We start from the raw sequence: 18,775 nt of genomic DNA, 5'->3' as shown, positions 1-18,775 counted from the left end.
GTTCTCATAACCTAGCAGTTAATGAAACGGCGTAAAATATCATTTTACCAAACCAAATGCCTTGTGCAATGTGAACACGGAGGATCGAAATCGTGCCATTCGTCAACATTGGCGGCATCACGCTGCACCATCGCTATATCAAGGCGAAGGGAAATGCGCGGCCGATCGTGTTCATCAATTCGCTGGGCACCGACTTCCGCATCTGGGACGAGGTGTTGTCCGAACTGGGTGGCGAAATGCCTGTGTTGGTCTACGACAAGCGCGGCCATGGCCTGTCCGACATTGGTGGCGTCAGCTCGATCGACGAGCATGTCGATGATCTGTCGGGCCTGATCGATCATTTCGAACTGAACAATGCGGTGCTGTGCGGCCTGTCGGTGGGCGGCCTGATTGCGCAAGGGTTTTATGCCCGGCGCCCCGAAATCGTCGATGGCCTCATCCTGTGCGACACCGCCCACAAGATCGGCACGGCCGACAGCTGGAACACCCGCATCGAAACGGTCGAAAGCAAAGGCATCCAGGCCATCGCCGATGCCGTGCTCAAAATGTGGTTTACGCCTGCCTTCCACGCGGACCGTGTCGCCGAGCTCGACGGCTACTGGAACATGATGACCCGGCAAGCCGTCGCCGGCTATGTCGGCACCTGCGCCGCGGTGCGCGATGCCGATTTCACCGAGGCTGCGCAGGCGATCGCGGTGCCCACGCTTTGCGTCGTTGGCGACCAGGACGGCTCGACGCCGCCGGATCTCGTCCGCTGGCTGGCCGATCTGATCCCAGGCGCACATTTCGAAATCATTCGTGACGCCGCGCACATCCCTTGCGTCGAACAGCCCGAGGCGCTGACCACCCTGATCCGCGATTTCGTCGCGGCGCTTCCCCTGAGAAAGCAGACCCATGGATGAACTGCCCAAAAACGAAACCAGATACCGAACCGGGCTGACCGTCAGGCGCTCGGTGCTCGGCGACCCTCATGTCGATCGCAGCGAGGATGCCGTCACCGATTTCGACCGGCCGTTCCAGGAGTTGATCACCGAGGCAGCCTGGGGCACTGTGTGGGCGCGTCCGGGCTTCAGCAGGCGCGAACGCTCGATCGTGACGCTGGCACTGCTGGCCGCCCTTGGCCATGATGAAGAGGTCGCCATGCATGTGCGCGCCACCGCCAACACCGGTGCGTCGCGCGACGATATCTGCGAAGCGTTCCTGCATGTCGCGATCTATGCCGGCGTGCCGGCGGCCAACCGCGCCTTCAGGATCGCCAAGGAGGTGTTTTCGGAAATGGACGGAAGCAGGGCTGGCCATGCCAGCTGATGCCGGCTCGAACCGCAGGCCCGAGACCGGCGCCTTCTTCCAGCGCGACCGCGGCTGGCACACGCCGGCGCTGACGCCCGACTACAAGACTTCGGTGCTGCGCTCGCCGCAGAAGGCGCTGCTGGCCTTCGACAACACGGCGTCGGAGATCACCGGTCCGGTGTTCGGCCACGCCGTGCTGGGCGAACTCGACAATGACCTGATCCACAATTTCGCAAAGTCCGGCGAGAGCGCCATCGGCGAGCGTATCATCGTCTATGGCCGCGTGCTCGACGAGCGCGGCCAGGGCGTCTCCGGCGCGCTGCTCGAATTCTGGCAGGCCAATGCGGGCGGCCGCTACCGCCACAAGAAGGACGGCTATCTGGCGCCGCTCGATCCGAATTTCGGCGGCTGCGGCCGCACCATCACCGATGCCGACGGCGGCTATGCCTTTCGCACGGTGAAGCCAGGTCCCTATCCCTGGCCGAACGGGCCCAATGACTGGCGGCCGTCGCACATCCATTTTTCGGTGTTCGGCCACGGCTTCGCACAGCGGCTGATCACCCAGATGTATTTCGAGGGCGACCCGCTGATCTGGCGGTGCCCGATCGTGCGCGGTATCCGCGACAGGGCGGCGATCGAGACGCTGGTCGCGGCGCTCGACATGCAGGCGACGATCCCGTTCGACGCGCGCGCCTACAAGTTCGACATCGTGCTGCGCGGGCGCCGCGCCTCGCTGTTCGGAAACCGGCCGGAGGGCAATTGATGGCGCAGTCGCTCAGCCGGCTGAAGGAGAGCCCGTCGCAGACGGCGGGGCCTTATGTGCATATCGGGCTGACGCCGAATTTCGGCGGTATCGGCGGCGTCTATCCGACAGACCTCGGCGCGACGATGCTCAACGACAAGACCAAGGGCGAGCGCATCGGTTTGCGCATCCGCGTGCTCGACGGCACCGGCACGCCGCTCAAGGACGCGCTGATCGAGATCTGGCAGGCGGATGCCAATGGCTTCTACAATTCGCCGGCCGAATTGCGCGGCGATGCCGATCCGGATTTTCAGGGCTGGGGCCGTCAGCCGACCGACATGGAAACCGGCCTGTGCAGTTTTCAGACGATCAAGCCGGGACGCGTGCCGTATGGCGACGGGCGGCTGATGGCGCCGCATATCAGCTTGTGGATCGTCGCGCGCGGCATCAATATCGGCCTCCATACGCGGCTCTATTTCTCAGACGAGGCCAAGGCCAATGCCGAGGATCCGATCCTGGCCCGCATCGAGCACAAGGTGCGCGTGCCGACGCTGATCGCCGAGCGGCAAGGCGACAACTATATTTTCGACGTCCATCTCCAAGGGGAGAAGGAAACGGTCTTCTTCGACAGCTGACGGTCAGGAAACCAATGACATGACCGTATCGCCCTTCGACCATCCGCTGCTCTCCGGCCTGCTCGGCGACGAGGAGGCGGCTCGGCATTTTTCGGTGGATGCGGAAATCGCCGCCATGCTCGATTTCGAGCGCGCGCTGGCGCAAGCGGAAGCCGAAAGCGGGACTATCGGCACGGATGCCGCCGCGGCGATTGTACCTGTCCTGTTGTCATACAAGCCGGACACCGCGCGGCTGCGGGCCGGTGTGGCGAAGGATGGCGTGATCGTGCCCGAACTGGTGCGCCAGTTGAAGGCAGCGGTCGGGGCGCCGCACGACGCCGGCGTGCATTTCGGCGCAACCAGCCAGGACGTCATCGACACTGGCCTGGTGCTTCGGCTGCGCCGGCTCATTGAACATCTCGACCTGCTGCTGACTGAAAACATTCTGCGGCTGGTGGGGCTGGAAGAACGTTTTGGCAGCCGTGCATTGACAGCGATGACGCGCATGCAGCCGGCGATCCCAATTCAGGCGTCGGACCGCGTGGCGGTGTGGCGCACGCCGCTGCAACGGCATCAGCAGAGACTGTCGGAGCAATCCAAGCGTCTGATCGTGGTGCAATTCGGCGGCGCCGCCGGCACGCTGGAAAAGCTCGGCGACAAAGGCCCCGCAGTGCGCGCCGCCCTTGCCGCAAAGCTTGGCCTTGGCGATGCGCCGCAATGGCACAACCAGCGCGATGCGCTGGCCGAGTTCGCCGGTTTGCTGTCGCTCATCACCGGCAGCCTCGGCAAGTTCGGCCAGGACGTCGCCCTGATGGCGCAGAGCGGCACCGAGATCAAACTATCCGGCGGTGGCGGCTCATCGGCCATGCCGCACAAGCAGAATCCGGTCAAGGCCGAAGCGCTGGTGGCGCTGGCGCGCTTCAACGCCACCCAGCTTTCCGGCATGCACCAGGCGCTGGTGCATGAGCAGGAGCGCTCCGGTGCTGCCTGGACGCTGGAATGGCTGCTCTTGCCGCAGATGGCGATAGCGACCGCGGCTGCGCTACGGCTCGCCGCCGAACTCGCCGGACAGATCGAAAGCCTGGGACACTGATGCGCACAAAGATCGTCATTGTCGGCTCCGGACCGTCCGGGCTGCTGCTTGGCCAGCTTCTCGGCACCATTGGCGTCGAGACGGTGATCCTCGAACGTTCGAGCCGGCAGCATGTGCTTGGCCGGGTGCGGGCAGGGGTGCTCGAACAAGGCACCGTCGAGTTGCTCGAAGAGGCGGGCGCAGCTGTAAGGCTGCATGCCGAGGGCCTGCTGCATGCCGGCATCTCGCTTGCGTTCGGCGGCGGCCTGCACCGGCTCGACCTCACGGCACTGACCGGCGGCAAGCATGTCACCGTCTATGGTCAGACCGAAGTGACGCACGATCTGATGGACAAGCGCGAGGCGGCCGGGCTGACCACCGTCTATGAGGCGGCCAACGTCGCGCTGCATGGTTTCGATGGCGAAGCGCCCTACGTCACCTACGACAAGGATGGCGTCAGCCATCGCATCGACTGCGACTTCATCGCCGGCTGCGACGGCTATCACGGCGTCAGCCGCAAGTCGGCGCCTGGGCGGGCGCTGAAAACCTTCGAGCGGACCTATCCCTTCGGCTGGCTCGGCGTGCTGGCCGAAGTGCCGCCGGCCGATCACGAACTGGTCTACGCCAACCATGAGCGGGGCTTTGCGCTGTGCTCGATGCGGTCGACGCATCGCAGCCGCTACTATGTGCAGGTCCCGGCTGACGAACAGGTCGACGCCTGGAGCGACGGTCGCTTCTGGGACGAATTGCGCAGTCGCCTGCCGGAACAGACCGCAGCCGCGGTCGTTACCGGCCCGTCCTTCGAAAAATCGATTGCGCCGCTGCGCTCCTTCGTCGCCGAGCCGATGCGCTTCGGCCGGCTGTTCCTGGTCGGCGACGCCGCCCATATCGTGCCGCCGACGGGCGCCAAGGGGCTCAACCTTGCCGCCAGCGATGTGCGCTATCTCTTTGCCGGGCTTCGCGAATTCTATCTGGACAAATCACCAAGCGGGCTCGACGCTTATTCAGCCAAGGCGCTGGCCAGAGTGTGGAAGGCGGTGCGCTTCTCCTGGTGGATGACGACGATGCTGCACCGCTTTCCCGATACGGGCGAGTTCGGCCAGCGCATCCAGGAAGCCGAGCTCGACTATCTCGTGCATTCGCAGGCGGCGTCGACCGCGCTGGCGGAGAACTATGTCGGTTTGCCCTATTAAGGGCAGTGCGATCTCAAACCCGTTCGAGCGCCACTGCGATGCCCTGGCCGACGCCGATGCACATGGTGGCCAGCGCATAGCGGGCGCTGCGCTCGCGCAGTTCCAGCGCCGCGGTGCCAGTGATACGCGCGCCCGACATGCCCAAGGGATGACCAAGCGCGATGGCGCCGCCATTGGGGTTGACGTGCTCCGCAAAAACGGCGATGCCGATTTGGCGGAGCACGGCGATGCCTTGGGAGGCGAAGGCTTCGTTGAGCTCGATGACATCGAATTGCTGCGGCGTCAGGCCGAGGCGGGCGCAGAGCTTTTGTGTCGCCGGGGCAGGGCCTATGCCCATGATGCGCGGCGCCACGCCGGCAGCAGCGCCGCCGAGAACGCGGGCGATCGGCGTCAGGCCGTATTTTTTCACAGCCGCTTCGGAGGCGATGATCAGCGCCGCCGCGCCATCGTTGACGCCGGATGCGTTGCCGGCGGTGACCGTGCCACCTTGCCGGAACGGCGTCGGCAATTTGGCCAGCGACTCGACCGTGGTGCCGGCGCGCGGATGCTCATCCTTCGATACGATAATCGCGTCGCCCTTTTTCTGCGGGATCGTCACCGGGGTAATCTCCTTCGCCAGCCGGCCATTGGCCTGTGCCGCGACGGCCTTGTCCTGGCTGCGCACGGCAAAGGCGTCCTGGTCGGCGCGCGACACTGAAAAATCCTCGGCGACGTTCTCGCCGGTCTCCGGCATGGAATCGACGCCATATTGTTTCTTCATCAGCGGGTTGATGAAACGCCAGCCGATGGTGGTGTCATGGATCTCGGCATGGCGTGAAAAGGCGGTCTCGGCCTTGGGCATGACGAAGGGCGCGCGGCTCATCGATTCGACGCCGCCGGCGATCATCAACTCGGCTTCGCCCGCCTTGATGGCGCGGGCGGCAATGGTGAGCGCGTCCATGCCGGACCCGCAGAGGCGATTGACGGTCGAGCCTGAAATTTCCTTCGGCAGTCCGGCCAGGAGCAGCGACATGCGGGCTACATTGCGGTTGTCCTCGCCGGCCTGATTGGCGCAGCCATAGACGACGTCGTCGACAGCCTGCCAGTCAATGCCGGCATTGCGCTCGACCAGCGCCTTCAGCGGGATGGCGCCAAGATCGTCGGCCCGCACCGACGACAGCGATCCGCCGAAACGGCCGATCGGGGTGCGGATGTAATCGCAGATGAATGCCTCGGTCATGTCATGCGGCCTTTTCTTTTCCGCTTCCCTCATGCGCCGCCTTGGTGCGGGCCTGCAGGTCGCGCAATGTCGTCAGCTCGAGTTCCGTCGGCGCCGGCGTTTCGTGAAGCGCCTCGGCGAACTTTACGATCCAGCCACAGCTGTCCTGCACCTGCTGCCGCGTTGCGCCGGGATGCAACGACACCACGGTGAATTCCTTGCTCACCGGATCTGGCTTCCAGATGGCAAGGTCGGTGATCAGCAGCGTCGGCCCTGATGTCTCGATGCCTAGGCGCTGGCGGTGATCGCCCCCATCGCCATGGCCGAAGGAGGTGAAGAAGTCGATCTTCTCGACCATGCCGCGCTTGGACTGCGCCATGGTGATGTAGATCTCCTTCGACGAGGTGGCGATCTCCGGCGCGCCGCCGCCGCCGGGCAGGCGGGTCTTGGGATGCGCATAGTCGCCGATGATGGTGGTGTTGATGTTGCCGAACTTGTCGAGCTGGGCGGCACCGAGGAAACCGATCGAAATGCGACCGCCCTGCAGCCAGTAGCGAAACATCTCCGGCACCGAGACGGTCGTGACGGCGGTATCGCAAAGTTCGCCGTCACCGACCGACAGCGGCAAAACATCGGGCGCGGTGCCGATGGTGCCGCTTTCATAGATCAGCGTGATGTCGGGCGCATGCGTCAGCCGCGCGACGTTGCAGGCGGCTGACGGCGCGCCAATGCCGACGAAGCAGACATCGTCGTTTTTCAGGGCTCGGCTGGCGGCAATCGTCATCATCTCATTGGGAGTAAAGCCGCTCATCCCGCGCTCCTCAGATGCTTTACGCGGCCGGCGAAATCGTCCGCCGTGCGATCGAGGACATTGGCCTGCATCCAGGTCTGGAATTTTTCACGGTCGGCGGCGATGTCGTCCCATTCGAGATAGGCGGCGTTGTCCCTGGCATAGTAGCCGTGCGTGTAGGAGGGATGCGAACCGCCTGATACCACCGAGATCGCAGCGATGGTCCAGCGCGGCAGCACGGTGAGGTTGGGATGCAGGTCGTCGAAATTGTCGACGACTTCCTCTACCGTCACCACGGCGCGCTTGGCCGCGAGCACCGCTTCCTTCTGGATGCCGATAATGCCTTCGACCAGAACATTGCCTTTTTTGTCGGCCTTCTGAGCGTGGATGAAGGTCACGTCCGGTCGGATGGAAGGAACGGCGGCAAGCACCTCGCCGGTGAACGGGCAGGTGACCGAGCGGATGTTGGGATTGACTGCCGCCAGCCCGGCGCCGCGATAGCCGCGGAACACCGCGCAAGGCAGGCCGGCAGCTCCCGCCTCGTAGGCGTTGGCCATGCCGGCATGGCTGTGCTCCTCGATCTCGATCGACCGGGGGAAGCCGTTCTCGATGGCGTCGCGGGCGCGGCGCAGCAGGCCGACGCCGGGATTGCCGACATAGGAGAAGATGATCTTCTTGGCCATGCCCATGCCGATCATCTGGTCGTAGATCAGGTCGGGGGTCATGCGGATGAGCGTCAGGTCGCGAAAGCCCTGGCGGATGGCCTCATGCGCCGCCGCCGTCGGGATCAGATGCGTGAAGCCTTCGAAGGCGACCGTATCGCCATCATGCAGGTTCTCAGCCACGGCCTGTTTGAGCGGCAGGAAATTGACCATCGCCAAGAACTCCGAAGTTCAAAAGTTCGTATTGCGAACATTTGTTTTGTATGAGATATTTTTACATCGCGCCGCCGAGACGAGTCAAGGCGGCGCATTGTCTTGCGGAGGCCGCATGGAGGACAAGGCAAAGACGCGCGACCATGTCGGCTCGCTGGAGCGCGGCCTTGCAGTCATGGAGATACTGGCCCGGCATCCGGCCGGGATGACGCTGACCGAAATGGCGGAGGAGGCGGGGCTGACCCGCGCCGGCGCGCGTCGCTTCCTGCTGACGCTGACCGCCACCGGCTATGCCACGCAATCCGGCCGGCAGTTTTCGCTGTCGCCGCGCCTGCTCGCCATCGTGCGCTCTTGGCTCGGCGGCGCCTCGCTGTGGACATTCGCGGCATCCATCATGCGCGACGTCGCGGGCCAATTCGACGAGGCCTGTAACGCGGCGGTGCTGTCGGGCGAGGAAGTCGTCTATGTCGCGCGCATTCCTGGCCGCCGCATCCTCAGCGTTTCGCTCGATGTCGGCACCAGGCTGCCGGCGCATTGCACCTCGATGGGGCGCGTCCTGCTTGCGGGGCTGGGCGCGGATGAGCTGAAGGCCTTGCTTGCAGAGGCGAGGATCGAACGGCGCACGCCGAAGACGATCACCAGCCGCGCCGCGCTGGCCAAGGCCATCGACGCGGCGAGGGCGGATGGCTTTGCCGTCGTCGATGAAGAGCTGGAACTTGGCCTGCGCTCGATAGCGGTGCCGATCTATGACCGCGCCGGCAAGACCGTGGCGGCGATCAACGTCTCGACGCAGTCGGCGCGGTTCTCCGTCGAGGCGATGGAGCGGGATATCCTGCCAGCGCTGCGGACGGCCAAGCAACGGATTGAGGAATTTTTCTTCGTGTGAGCGCAAGGCTAATCGCCTGAGGGAAGCGCTGCCCCCGCTCTGTCTCGGAGACGGGACACCCTGCGCGGTTAGCGTCGCCATGCGAACAAACGATGCCCGGGGCACCTCCTGAGCACAACGCATATGCGTGAATCCAAATATATCGTTGACGTCGCCCTTCAACTCCAATATCGAACAGGACTATACAGGTTTATTGAACAGGTACCCATATGAAGCGGCGCGCGGTTCAACTTTCTCCCGGCACGGGCAAGCCCGAGCAGATCGCCACCGTTCTCGAACATGAGATCCGCTCCGGCGTGCTTGGCTTCGGCGACCGCCTGCAAAGCGAGAACGAACTCGTCCAGCGCTTTTCCGTCAGCCGCAACACGGTCCGCAAGGGCCTCGAGGAGTTGTCCAGCCGTGGGCTGATCACGACCAAGGTCGGCATCGGCTCCTTCGTCACTTTCGACGGCAAGCCGGTCGATGACAGCATTGGCTGGTCGCGGGCGCTGGCCAATGCCGGCGCCAATGCCGAGACGCGGACGCTGCGGCTTGAAGTGATCGAGGATGCCGATCTTGCCGCGCTGCTTGGCATCGAAAGCCCGTTCTTCATCGCCGTCGACCGGGTGCGCACCAATGCTAGCGACGGCCATGCGATCTCCATCGAACGCAGCCGCCTGCCGCTGTCGCCCGAACTGGAGGACGTGCCGCTGCGCGGTCTGCGCGAAGGCTCGCTGCACCAGACGCTGCGCGGCGCCGGCCTCATCCCAGACCATGGCGAGGAATGGGTCGGCATCGAGATGCTGAATGCCGAAGACGCCGCCATTCTCGGCTGCCCGCAAGGCACGCCGTTCCTGCGCGGACGCCGGCTGACGCGTGCGGCCGACGACCGGCCGATCGAATATGTAACCAGCCTGCTCAACCCGGCGCATTTCGCGCTGCATATGAGGTTTTGAGCGATGCCGGACAGAACCAACGACATGCTCGATCGCGCCATGGGCGCGCTTGTCGGTGGGGCGCTCGGTGATGCGCTGGGCATGCCGACGCAGCTTCTGTCGCCGGCGCGGATCGCCGAGCTATACGGCCATGTCGAGGATTTCGTGGCGCCGTTTGCCGATCATCCGGTGTCGAAGGGGCTCGTTGCCGGCACCATCACCGACGATACCGAACAGGCCCTGCTGCTTGGTCGCATTCTCGTCGAGTCCGGCGACCGCTTCGATCATGCGCGCTGGGTGAACGCACTGCTCGACTGGGAGCGCGAGGTCAAGGCGCGCGGCAGCTATGACCTGCTGGGACCATCGACCAAGCGCGCCATCGACGCCATCAATGACGGCGTGCCGGCGGAAGAGGCGGGAAGCCGGGGCGACACCAATGGCGCGGCCATGCGCATCGCGCCGGTCGGCATCATGATGCCGCTGGAACCGCTCGACGCTTTCGTCGCCAAGGTCGCCGAAACTTGCCGTGCCACGCACAACACCTCGATCGCCATCGCTTCGGCCGCAGCAGTTGCCGCCGCCGCCAGCCACGGCGTCGCCGGTGGCGACTGGCGTGCCGCTTCCGACAGCGCGGTAGCAGCCGCGCGGCGAGGCGCCCGGCTCGGACATTGGGTGACTGGTGGCGATATCGCCGCGCGTATCGCCTGGGCGCAGGAGCTCGTGCGCGGCAAGACCATGCGGGATGCGATCGGGCTCATCACCGATCTCGTCGGCACCGGTGTGGCCAGCCAGGAGTCCGTGCCGGCAGCTTTCGCCGTGCTTGAAGTCGCGCAGGGCGATCCCTGGCAAGCGGCAATCATCAGCGCCAATCTCGGCGGCGACACCGACACGATCGGCGCGATTGCCTCAGGCATGGCCGGCGCCTGCGTCGGCTTTTCGCAACTGCCGCAACAACACATTGCCGGGCTCGTCGGCATAGATATGGGGGAGGTGCGCTCGCTTGCCGAAGACCTCGTCGCGGCGCGCACGGCAAAGGCCAGCAAGGATGCCGCGGCATGAGTGGGCGTCTGGTCCATATCGGCAGCGCCGTCGTCGACTATGTCTACCGCATCGACGCCTTGCCGGCGCCGGGCTGCGAGAAGACCGCGTCGAGCTTTGCGCAGGTCGCCGGCGGCGGCTTCAACATGATGGTCGCGGCCAGCCGCACCGGCATGACGGTGGTGTTCGGCGGCCAGCTCGGCAGCGGACCGAATGGCGATTTTTTGCGCACCGCGTTTGCGGCCGAAGGCATCATAACGCTGACGTCGCCATCGCCGGTCATGGACAGCGGCAATTGCGTCGCCATGATCTCCGGCGATGCCGAGCGCACCTTCGTGTCGTGGCCCGGTGCGGAGAGCATTCTCAGCCTCGAGATGATGAGGCCCGTGGTGGTCACGTCTGATGATTGGGTGTTCACGTCAGGCTACACGCTGAGCTATCTCGGAAGCCACAACGCGCTGACCGACTGGATCGAGGCGCTGCCAGAAAACATTCCCTTCGTTTTCGATCCAACGCCGGTCATCGCGGATATCCCACGTCCCATCCTGTCGCGGGTACTTGCCCGTACGACATGGCTGAGCTGCAACATGACGGAAGCGGTCGAGATCGCTGGGCAAGGCGATGTCGAGGCACTCGCCGCCCGGCTGCTCGCCGACCACTGCCCAAAGGCCGAAGGCGTCGTTATCCGCGCCGGCGCCAAGGGCTGTTTCGTGAGGTTGGTCAATGGCGAGACGCAGACCATTGCCGGCTTCAAGGTCGATGCCATCGACACCAATGGCGCCGGCGACACCCATATCGGCGGTTTCGTCAGTGCACTCTCGCGCGGCGTGCATCCCTTCGAGGCGGCGCGCTATGCCAATGCGGCGGCAGCACTTTCCGTCACCCGCCACGGCGGCTCATCGGCGCCGACCGACAGCGAGATCCAGACTTTCCTGAGCCAGGCCGCCACGGGCGAGCCGGGCCAGAACCAGAAGGCCCATCAGACAGCCTGACCCGCCAAGCGGGCAAACAAGAGAGGAACGAACATGCGCATGCCAAGACTGACTGCCCTGCTGACGGCGACCGCCGTCATCACCTCCGCGCTCACGCTGGCCGCCAGTGCCGCCGAAGTGCATGTGCTCAACTGGAAGGGCTACGGCGCCGACGAGCCGTGGGCGATCGAAGCCTTCGAAAAGGCGACCGGCAACAAGGTCGTCAACGACTTCTTCAATTCCGAACAGGAAATGCTGACCAAGATCCGCACCAATCCGGGCCTCTATGACGTGGTCATGATCAACGCCGCCTTCAACGATCAGGCGATGGCGGAAAAGCTGATCCAGCCGATCGATGTCTCGAAGCTGCCGAACTATGCCGACATCAGCAAGGACAAGGCGCAATCGCCGATGCTCGACCATGACGGCAAGGTCTATGGCGTGCCGTGGGTGTGGGGCCTGACGGCGCTGGCAATCAACGAAAAGTCCTTCGACAAGCCACCGACCTCGATCGCCGAAATGTGGGACCCAGCGCATAAGGGCCGGGTCGTCATTCGCGACGACGCTGTCGAAGCGGTGCAGTTCGGCGCCATCGCCACCGGTCAGAATATCAACGACATCAAGGATATGGAAGCGGTCAAGGCGAAGCTGACCTCGCTGATGCCGCAGATCAAGACGTTCTGGAGCTCGGAGAACGACTGGAACCAGATGGTCGCCTCCAACCAGATCGACATCGGCACCTATTGGAGCGGCTCGGCCGACCGTGCCAAGACGCATTTCAAGCTGCCGGTCTCGCTGGTCGTTCCGCAGGAAGGCGCCGTCGCCTGGCTCGACGCGTTCTCTATTCCCGTGGGCTCGAAGAATGTCGAGGGTGCGCAGGCCTTCATCAACTGGACGATCGATCCGAAATTCTATGTCGAATGGGTCACCAAGGTCGGCGCGCCGGTGTCGGCCAACACCAAGGCGGTGGAAGCGCTGCCTGAAGACTCCTTCAACCGCAAGGTGATGGGCGATCCCGAGGTGGCCAAGCGCATCCAGTTCCAGGCGCCGATCACCGACGCGCAGCGCGAGGCCTATCTGGCGCTGTGGCAGCAGCTCAAAGTCGACGTGAAGTAACGCTCACGTCCGGACCAGCCGGCGGTTGGCGCCGGCTGGCCCTTCAATCCTGGGGAGGAGGGTATCATGGCAGTACAGGGTGCGGTCGCGTCGCGCAGCGGGCTGAGATCGGCCCTGCCGCTGCTGGCGCCGGCCTATCTCTGGCTGACGGTGGCGATCTTCCTGCCGCTCTCGGCCATGGTATTCTTCTCCTTCATGACCGACCTGCCGCTGTCGGGAAAGCCGTGGGCGTTCACCCTTGGCAATTACGCCGCCTTCTTCTCGCAGAGCCTGTACCTGACGCTGCTGCTCGCTTCGCTGCGGCTCGGCCTCGAAGTGACTTTGTGGTGCGTCGTCATCGGCTACCCCGCCGCCTATGTGCTGGCCAAGGTGCTGAAGGGGCGCAGCCGCGAGGCGATCTTCCTGCTGGTCATCCTGCCGTTCTGGTCGAACGGGCTGGTGCGCATCTTCTCCTGGGCGATGGTGCTGCGCGAGGGCGGCATCCTCGACACGGCGCTCAACGCCGTGCTGCCGTTCAAGATCAACATCGACCTGATGTATTCCTATCCCGCAATCATCATCGGCCTGGTGCACTCCTACGTGCCTTATATGGTGCTGACCTGTTATCTCACTTTGCAGGCCATCGACGACTCGCTGATCGAGGCCGGACGTTCGCTCGGCGCCTCGCGGCTGCAGGTGCTGAAGCGGGTGATCATCCCGCTGTCGATGCCTGGCCTGGTGGCAGGTGCGGCACTGATCTTCGTGCCGGTCGTCGGCTCGTTCATGGAGCCGCGCATTCTCGGCGGCCGCACCGGCACGTTCTACGGGACGGTGATCGAGGACCAGTTCGTCGCCGTCTTCAACTGGCCGCTGGGGGCGGCGCTTTCCTTCATCCTGCTGGCGGTGGTGCTGGTGATCCTGGCGGTTGCCTCGCCGGTGCTGCGGAGGGCTGCTTGATGATGACGACCCGCATCCTCGAAGGACTAGGCCGCTTCTACATCGGACTGCTGCTCGCCTTCCTCTATCTGCCGATCATCATCATGGCGCTGATGTCGTTCAACGTCTCGCCCTTCTACCAATTGCCGTTCGAATGGACGACGGAATGGTATGCCTCGCTCTGGCAGAACGACCAGCTGATCGCGGCCACCTGGAACAGCCTCGAGATCGCGGTCATCACCACGCTCATCTCAGTGGTGCTTGGCTCGGCCGCTTCGCTAGCGCTGTTCCGCTATGATTTCCGCGGCAAGAAAGTGCTGCAGGCGCTGCTGTTTCCGCCAATCGCCATTCCGTGGCTGATCACCGGCACGGCGATGCTGATCTTCTTCTTCGGCGTCGGCATTGGCCGCGGCCTGTTCGCCATCCTGCTCGGCCATGTGGCGCTGGCGCTGCCCTATGTCATCGTCGTCGTCTCGGCCCGGCTGCAGACTTTTGCACCGGAGCTGGAAGAGGCGGCGCGCTCGCTCGGCGCCAACCAGTGGCAAGTGACGAGGCGTGTGACGCTGCCGTGGATCATGCCCGGCGTCATTGCCGGCGGCTTGTTCGCATTTGCCGTGTCGTTCGACCAGTTCGTCGTCTCCTACTTCCTGGCGACCCCGGGGCAGACGACGCTGCCGGTCGAAATCTACGCCGCGATCCGCAAGGGGTTCACGCCCGAGATCAACGCGGTCTCGACCATCATCATCGTCGTGTCGATGGCGCTGATGCTGCTCACGGCGCGCTTCTTCAAATTCGGCGGAGAGAAATAATGGCCGGCGTGCAGGTATCGAACGTCTCGCGCAGTTTTGGCGCGCACAAGGCGCTGGACGACGTCTCCATCGATTTCGCCGATGGCGGCTTTTATGCGTTGCTCGGCCCATCGGGCAGCGGCAAGACCACGCTGCTTCGCCAGATCGCCGGCTTCGACTTTCCCGATACTGGCCGCATTGCCATTGGCGGCGAGAGTGTGGAACGCGTGCCGGTCGAAAAGCGGCGCATCGGCATGGTGTTCCAGAACTATGCGCTGTTTCCCAATATGAGCGTTGCCGACAATGTCGCCTTCGGCCTGTCGGTGCGCGGCGAAACGAAAGCGACGATCGCCACCGAAGTGCAGCGCGCGCTCGATCTCGTCCAACTCGGGAAGCTCGGCGAGCGCCGGCCGCACCAGCTCTCCGGCGGCCAACGCCAGCGTGTGGCGCTGGCGCGCGCCATCGTCACCAAGCCGCGCGTGCTGCTGCTCGACGAGCCGCTCGGCGCGCTCGACAAGGCGCTGCGCGTTGACATGCAGATCGAGCTGAAACGCATCCAGCGCGAGGTCGGCATCACCACCATCTTCGTCACCCACGACCAGGAAGAGGCGCTGACGATGAGCGACCGCATCGGCATCTTGCGCGACGGCAAGCTCGTGCAGGAAGGGCCACCGGAGGAGATCTACAACCGGCCGAAGAGCGAGTTCGCCGCCACCTTCCTTGGCGACGCAAACATTTTTCGCGGCGATGCGACCGGCAACGGCATCCGGCTGCCTGACGGCACGGCGATCGCCGCCGGGGTGGGTGATCGGCTTGCCGCCGGTACGAAGGCCAGCTGCGCCGTGCGTCCCGAACGCATTCGCATCGCGACCGATGCCGGGGTTGCGGATGCGGCCAATGCCAACGCTCTGAAGGGCCAGATCTCCAAGCGCATCTTCGCCGGCAACAACAGCACCTATTTCGTCGAGCGCGCCGGCCAGACGCTGAAGGTCATCGTCCAGAATACCGGCAATGACCGGCTGGCCGAGGGCCAGGATGTAATGCTCAGCTGGTCGCCGGAAAGCACTGTGCTGATTGCCGCAAACTAGTTCGCACCGTCACCCCGGCATGGTTCTGATGGGAATTGATGGAGCGGACCTTGGCTGATCGACGGGCCATGGCGTTATATCCGTCCTCCAGGGAGGAATGGATGGCAGGCCAGGGTTTCGAGCCGGATGTAAGGGTTCGCACCAGCGAATACCGGATCGGCTGCATCGGCGCCGGCATGATCATGGCCGAATGCCATCTTGCCGCCTATGCGCAGGCCGGTTTCCCAGTCGTTGCCATCGCTTCGCGCACCAAGGCCAGCGCCGAGAAGGTAGCTGCACGCTGGAGCATTCCGACCATCCACGACACACCGGAACAGCTGATCGAGGATTCCGAGGTCGAGATCGTCGACCTTGCCTTTCCGCCCGACCAGCAGCCGGCGCTGATCCGCCATGCGCTGAAGCAGCCTCACATCAAGGCGATCCTGGCGCAGAAGCCACTGGCGCTGTCGGTCGATGAAGCCGTGAAGCTGCGCGACGAGGCAGCCAAGTCAGGCAAGATCCTCTCGGTCAACCAGAACATGCGCTACGACCAGTCGATGCGCGTCCTGAAGCAGATCATCGACAGCGGCGCGCTGGGCGACATCGTCTTTGCGCAGATCGACATGCATGCGATCCCGCACTGGCAGACTTTCCTTCAGGACTACGACCGGCTGACGCTCGCCAATATGAGCGTGCATCATCTGGACGTGCTGCGCTTCCTGTTCGGCGATCCCTCGGAAATCACCACGCTGACGCGCAAGGATCCGCGCACGACATTCGACCATTCAGACGGCATCACCGTCTCGACGCTGCGCTTTCCCTCCGGCGTGCTCGCCGTGTCGCTGGAGGATGTCTGGTCCGGACCGCGCCAGGAGGGCTATGAGGACGACCAGCACATCAACTGGCGCGTCGACGGCACCAAGGGTGTCGCCAAAGGCACGATCGGCTGGCCGAAAGGCGTGGCCTCGACGCTGACCTATGCGTCGACCAAGACGACCGGCGGCGAATGGGTCAGCCCGAGCTGGGACACGATGTGGTTCCCGCATGCCTTCATCGGCGTGATGGAGCAATTGCAGCATGCGGTGAAGACAGGCGCGCCGCCGGCGCTCTCCGTCGCCGATAACGTCAAGACAATGGCACTGGTCGAGGCGGGCTACCGCTCGATGGCGCAAGGCCGCACCGTCAAACTGTCCGAGATATCGATCGACTGAACATGCCGCCGAATAGTGTGGCGGCTGAATCGCTTACCGGGAGGAGTTCACATCATGATGCAGGCAGGTATCTTCACCGGCTATTTCCCCTATGAGCTCGCGGAGGCCGCCCGCCGCATCCGTGCACTCGGCTTCAACACAGTGCAGCTCGACATGCATTTCAGGGATGTCGATCTCACGGCCGGGCAGATCACCGGGGACAAGGCGAGGACAGTGCGCGACACGTTTCGCGACCACAATCTGCCGGTCTGCTGCATCTCGGGCTACACCAACATCATCCATCCCGACAAATCCGAGCGCGAGAAGCGCGTCGGCTATCTCAAGGAAATCATCCGCAATGCGCGCGACTTCGGCTCGCCCTACGTGATCTCGGAGACCGGCACCTACAACACCGAATCCGACTGGGTGCATCATCCCAAAAACAAGACCGAGGAAGGCTTCGAGGAATGCCGCAAGGTGATCTCGGATCTTGCCCAGACGGCTTACGACCATGGCGCGGTGTTCCTGCTCGAAACCTATGTCAACAATGTCGTCGGTTCGGTCGAGGAGACGGTCAAAATGTTCGCGCAGGTCGACCATCCGGGCCTCGGCCTGCTGATGGATCCGACCAATTATTTCGAGGCGCACAATATCGACCGCATGGACCAGGTGCTGAACCAGGTGTTCGACACGCTGGCCGACAAGATCCGCATCGCGCACGCCAAGGACGTCAAGCGCTCAGGCAGCGACAAGACCGAGAAGCATGCCGATATCGGCGACGCGGACGCGCATGAGGGGCTGACCTTCCGCGGCGTCGGCGAGATCGAGCTGCCGGCGCCCGGGCTGGGATCGCTGAATTACGATCTCTATCTGCAGCGGCTCAGTGAGAAGCACCCGAACATCCCTGTTATCATCGAGCATCTGACCGAGGACGACGTGCCGCGGGCGAAAACATTTCTCGACGGGAAGTTCCGCGCCAACGGGCTTTGAGGTAGGCGAGACGGTGATGGCGACGGCGGCCAAGACAAAGCGCGATTACGGCCTGGTCGGCGAAAGCACCCGCCGGGCGATCGAGACCGGGCTGGCCTCGGCCGAGTGGTATCACACCGACGTGCCGCGCAAGGCAATGAAGGAAATGATGCAGCGCTCCGACGGGCCGGCGATCCGCGATACAGTGATCTGGATCGCAGCCATCCTGGGCTCGGCCGCCGGCATCGTGTGGTTCTGGGGCACGTGGTGGGTGGTGCCGTTCCTGCTCGTCTATGGCGTGCTCTATGGATCGTCGAGCGATTCGCGCTGGCACGAATGCGGCCATGGCACCGCCTTCCGCACACGCTGGATGAACGATGCGATCTACGAAATCGCCAGCTTCATGGTGGTGCGCAATCCGGTGCAATGGCGCTGGAGCCATGCGCGGCATCACACCGACACGATCATCGTCGGCCGTGACGCCGAGATCGCGGTAATGCGGCCGCCAAATCTGGTCAAGGCGGCGCTTGCCTTCACCGGCATTCTCGATTTCCGTTATTCGCTGCCGATCCTGGCGCGCCAGGCGTTGGGCAAGCTGTCGGACGACGAAAAGAGCTACATTCCTGAGACCGAACAGGGCAAGGCCATCACGGCGGCGCGCTGGCATGTCGCCGTGTACGTTGCGACGATCGCCCTCGCGATCGCGCTGGGTTCATGGCTGCCGCTGGTGCTGATCGGCCTGCCGCGTTTTTATGGCAGCTGGCACATGGTTCTGACCGGCCTGCTGCAGCATATCGGGTTGGCCGACAATGTCGTCGACCACCGGCTGAACACGCGCACCGTCTACATGAACCCGGTCAGCCGCTTCATCTACTGGAACATGAATTACCACGTCGAGCATCACATGTTTCCGATGGTGCCCTACCATGCGCTGCCGAGGCTGCACGAGCTGGTCAAGCACGACCTGCCGGCGGCGAACCCGTCCATGTGGCATGCCTATCGCGAGGTCTGGCCGGTGCTGCTGAAGCAGCTGCGGTACGAGGATTATTTCCTCAAGCGCGAATTGCCGCCGACGGCGCGGCCCTATCGCGGTGAATTTCACGAGCTCGATATGTCGGCGGCGGCCGAGTAGCGAATAAACCACCCG

General features: G+C 63.9%; 20 protein-coding genes. 17 read left to right on the top strand and 3 right to left on the bottom strand.

Annotated features, from left to right (window positions below; genetic code table 11):
* The first annotated feature begins 92 nt into the window (after positions 1-92).
* From pcaD to pobA, 6 genes are read left to right on the top strand one after another with little or no spacing between them, the layout of a single operon-like run.
* Positions 93-902, top strand: coding sequence for a 3-oxoadipate enol-lactonase (pcaD, locus tag NKH38_RS06760; protein WP_352761857.1), 810 nt, complete (start codon positions 93-95; stop codon positions 900-902).
* Positions 895-1,308, top strand: a complete 414-nt coding sequence (pcaC, locus tag NKH38_RS06755; protein ID WP_023668153.1) for a 4-carboxymuconolactone decarboxylase — start codon at positions 895-897, stop codon at positions 1,306-1,308. The genes pcaD and pcaC overlap by 8 nt, the downstream gene beginning before the upstream one ends.
* Entirely contained in the window at positions 1,298-2,053 is a 756-nt protein-coding gene (gene pcaH / locus NKH38_RS06750) for a protocatechuate 3,4-dioxygenase subunit beta (RefSeq protein WP_352761858.1), read from the top strand. Before pcaC ends, pcaH begins: the two co-directional genes overlap by 11 nt.
* Entirely contained in the window at positions 2,053-2,667 is a 615-nt protein-coding gene (pcaG, locus tag NKH38_RS06745; RefSeq protein WP_023725446.1) for a protocatechuate 3,4-dioxygenase subunit alpha, read from the top strand. Before pcaH ends, pcaG begins: the two co-directional genes overlap by 1 nt.
* A 19-nt stretch (positions 2,668-2,686) precedes the next feature.
* The gene (locus NKH38_RS06740; RefSeq protein WP_352761859.1) at positions 2,687-3,739 is read left to right on the top strand and encodes a 3-carboxy-cis,cis-muconate cycloisomerase; all 1,053 of its coding nucleotides are present in this window, start codon (positions 2,687-2,689) and stop codon (positions 3,737-3,739) included.
* Positions 3,739-4,911 carry a 4-hydroxybenzoate 3-monooxygenase gene (pobA, locus tag NKH38_RS06735; protein WP_352761860.1) on the top strand — a complete coding sequence of 391 codons (1,173 nt, stop codon included), beginning with the start codon at positions 3,739-3,741 and terminating at the stop codon, positions 4,909-4,911. Before NKH38_RS06740 ends, pobA begins: the two co-directional genes overlap by 1 nt.
* Before the next feature lie 13 nt (positions 4,912-4,924).
* Here pobA and pcaF read toward each other — a convergent pair whose 3' ends face one another.
* Genes pcaF through NKH38_RS06720 form a run of 3 tightly spaced genes read right to left on the bottom strand, consistent with a single transcriptional unit; the run spans position 4,925 to position 7,774 of the window.
* On the bottom strand, positions 4,925-6,130 hold the full coding sequence (gene pcaF, locus NKH38_RS06730) for a 3-oxoadipyl-CoA thiolase (RefSeq protein WP_352904333.1): 1,206 nt from the start codon (positions 6,128-6,130) through the stop codon (positions 4,925-4,927).
* Position 6,131: 1 nt separating this feature from the next.
* The gene (locus NKH38_RS06725; protein WP_352765623.1) at positions 6,132-6,920 is read right to left on the bottom strand and encodes a CoA-transferase subunit beta; all 789 of its coding nucleotides are present in this window, start codon (positions 6,918-6,920) and stop codon (positions 6,132-6,134) included.
* A complete protein-coding gene (locus NKH38_RS06720; protein WP_023696235.1) occupies positions 6,917-7,774 on the bottom strand; it encodes a CoA transferase subunit A in 858 nt (285 codons plus the stop codon). Before NKH38_RS06720 ends, NKH38_RS06725 begins: the two co-directional genes overlap by 4 nt.
* A 115-nt stretch (positions 7,775-7,889) precedes the next feature.
* Here NKH38_RS06720 and NKH38_RS06715 point away from each other — a divergent pair, with 115 nt between their 5' ends.
* The 11 genes from NKH38_RS06715 (at position 7,890) to NKH38_RS06665 (ending at position 18,760) form a co-directional block, all read left to right on the top strand.
* Entirely contained in the window at positions 7,890-8,660 is a 771-nt protein-coding gene (locus NKH38_RS06715) for an IclR family transcriptional regulator domain-containing protein (RefSeq protein WP_023690763.1), read from the top strand.
* 209 nt (positions 8,661-8,869) lie between these two features.
* The gene (locus NKH38_RS06710; RefSeq protein ID WP_023687928.1) at positions 8,870-9,595 is read left to right on the top strand and encodes a GntR family transcriptional regulator; all 726 of its coding nucleotides are present in this window, start codon (positions 8,870-8,872) and stop codon (positions 9,593-9,595) included.
* Between the two features lie 3 nt (positions 9,596-9,598).
* Entirely contained in the window at positions 9,599-10,633 is a 1,035-nt protein-coding gene (locus NKH38_RS06705; RefSeq protein ID WP_352765620.1) for an ADP-ribosylglycohydrolase family protein, read from the top strand.
* The gene (locus NKH38_RS06700) at positions 10,630-11,604 is read left to right on the top strand and encodes a PfkB family carbohydrate kinase (RefSeq protein WP_352515220.1); all 975 of its coding nucleotides are present in this window, start codon (positions 10,630-10,632) and stop codon (positions 11,602-11,604) included. The genes NKH38_RS06705 and NKH38_RS06700 overlap by 4 nt, the downstream gene beginning before the upstream one ends.
* 33 nt (positions 11,605-11,637) lie before the next feature.
* On the top strand, positions 11,638-12,699 hold the full coding sequence (locus NKH38_RS06695; RefSeq protein WP_352765619.1) for an ABC transporter substrate-binding protein: 1,062 nt from the start codon (positions 11,638-11,640) through the stop codon (positions 12,697-12,699).
* Positions 12,700-12,765: 66 nt separating this feature from the next.
* Positions 12,766-13,635 (top strand): ABC transporter permease, encoded by an 870-nt coding sequence (locus tag NKH38_RS06690; RefSeq protein ID WP_023685260.1) that lies wholly within the window; start codon positions 12,766-12,768, stop codon positions 13,633-13,635.
* Positions 13,635-14,423 (top strand): ABC transporter permease, encoded by a 789-nt coding sequence (locus NKH38_RS06685; RefSeq protein ID WP_023696229.1) that lies wholly within the window; start codon positions 13,635-13,637, stop codon positions 14,421-14,423. The genes NKH38_RS06690 and NKH38_RS06685 overlap by 1 nt, the downstream gene beginning before the upstream one ends.
* A complete protein-coding gene (locus NKH38_RS06680) occupies positions 14,423-15,490 on the top strand; it encodes an ABC transporter ATP-binding protein (RefSeq protein WP_023690769.1) in 1,068 nt (355 codons plus the stop codon). Before NKH38_RS06685 ends, NKH38_RS06680 begins: the two co-directional genes overlap by 1 nt.
* 101 nt (positions 15,491-15,591) lie before the next feature.
* Entirely contained in the window at positions 15,592-16,680 is a 1,089-nt protein-coding gene (locus tag NKH38_RS06675) for a Gfo/Idh/MocA family protein (protein ID WP_352803633.1), read from the top strand.
* A 54-nt stretch (positions 16,681-16,734) separates the two neighbouring features.
* Positions 16,735-17,649, top strand: coding sequence for a sugar phosphate isomerase/epimerase family protein (locus NKH38_RS06670; RefSeq protein ID WP_023705643.1), 915 nt, complete (start codon positions 16,735-16,737; stop codon positions 17,647-17,649).
* A gap of 16 nt (positions 17,650-17,665) precedes the next feature.
* The gene (locus tag NKH38_RS06665) at positions 17,666-18,760 is read left to right on the top strand and encodes a fatty acid desaturase family protein (RefSeq protein WP_023736018.1); all 1,095 of its coding nucleotides are present in this window, start codon (positions 17,666-17,668) and stop codon (positions 18,758-18,760) included.
* Positions 18,761-18,775 lie beyond the last annotated feature (15 nt).

The organism is Mesorhizobium sp. M1078 (genome assembly GCF_040318615.1).
In the GTDB taxonomy this organism is placed as follows: domain Bacteria; phylum Pseudomonadota; class Alphaproteobacteria; order Rhizobiales; family Rhizobiaceae; genus Mesorhizobium.
The sequence above is the reverse complement of the archived record's forward strand: the minus strand, read 5'-3'. Positions and strand labels throughout refer to the sequence as shown.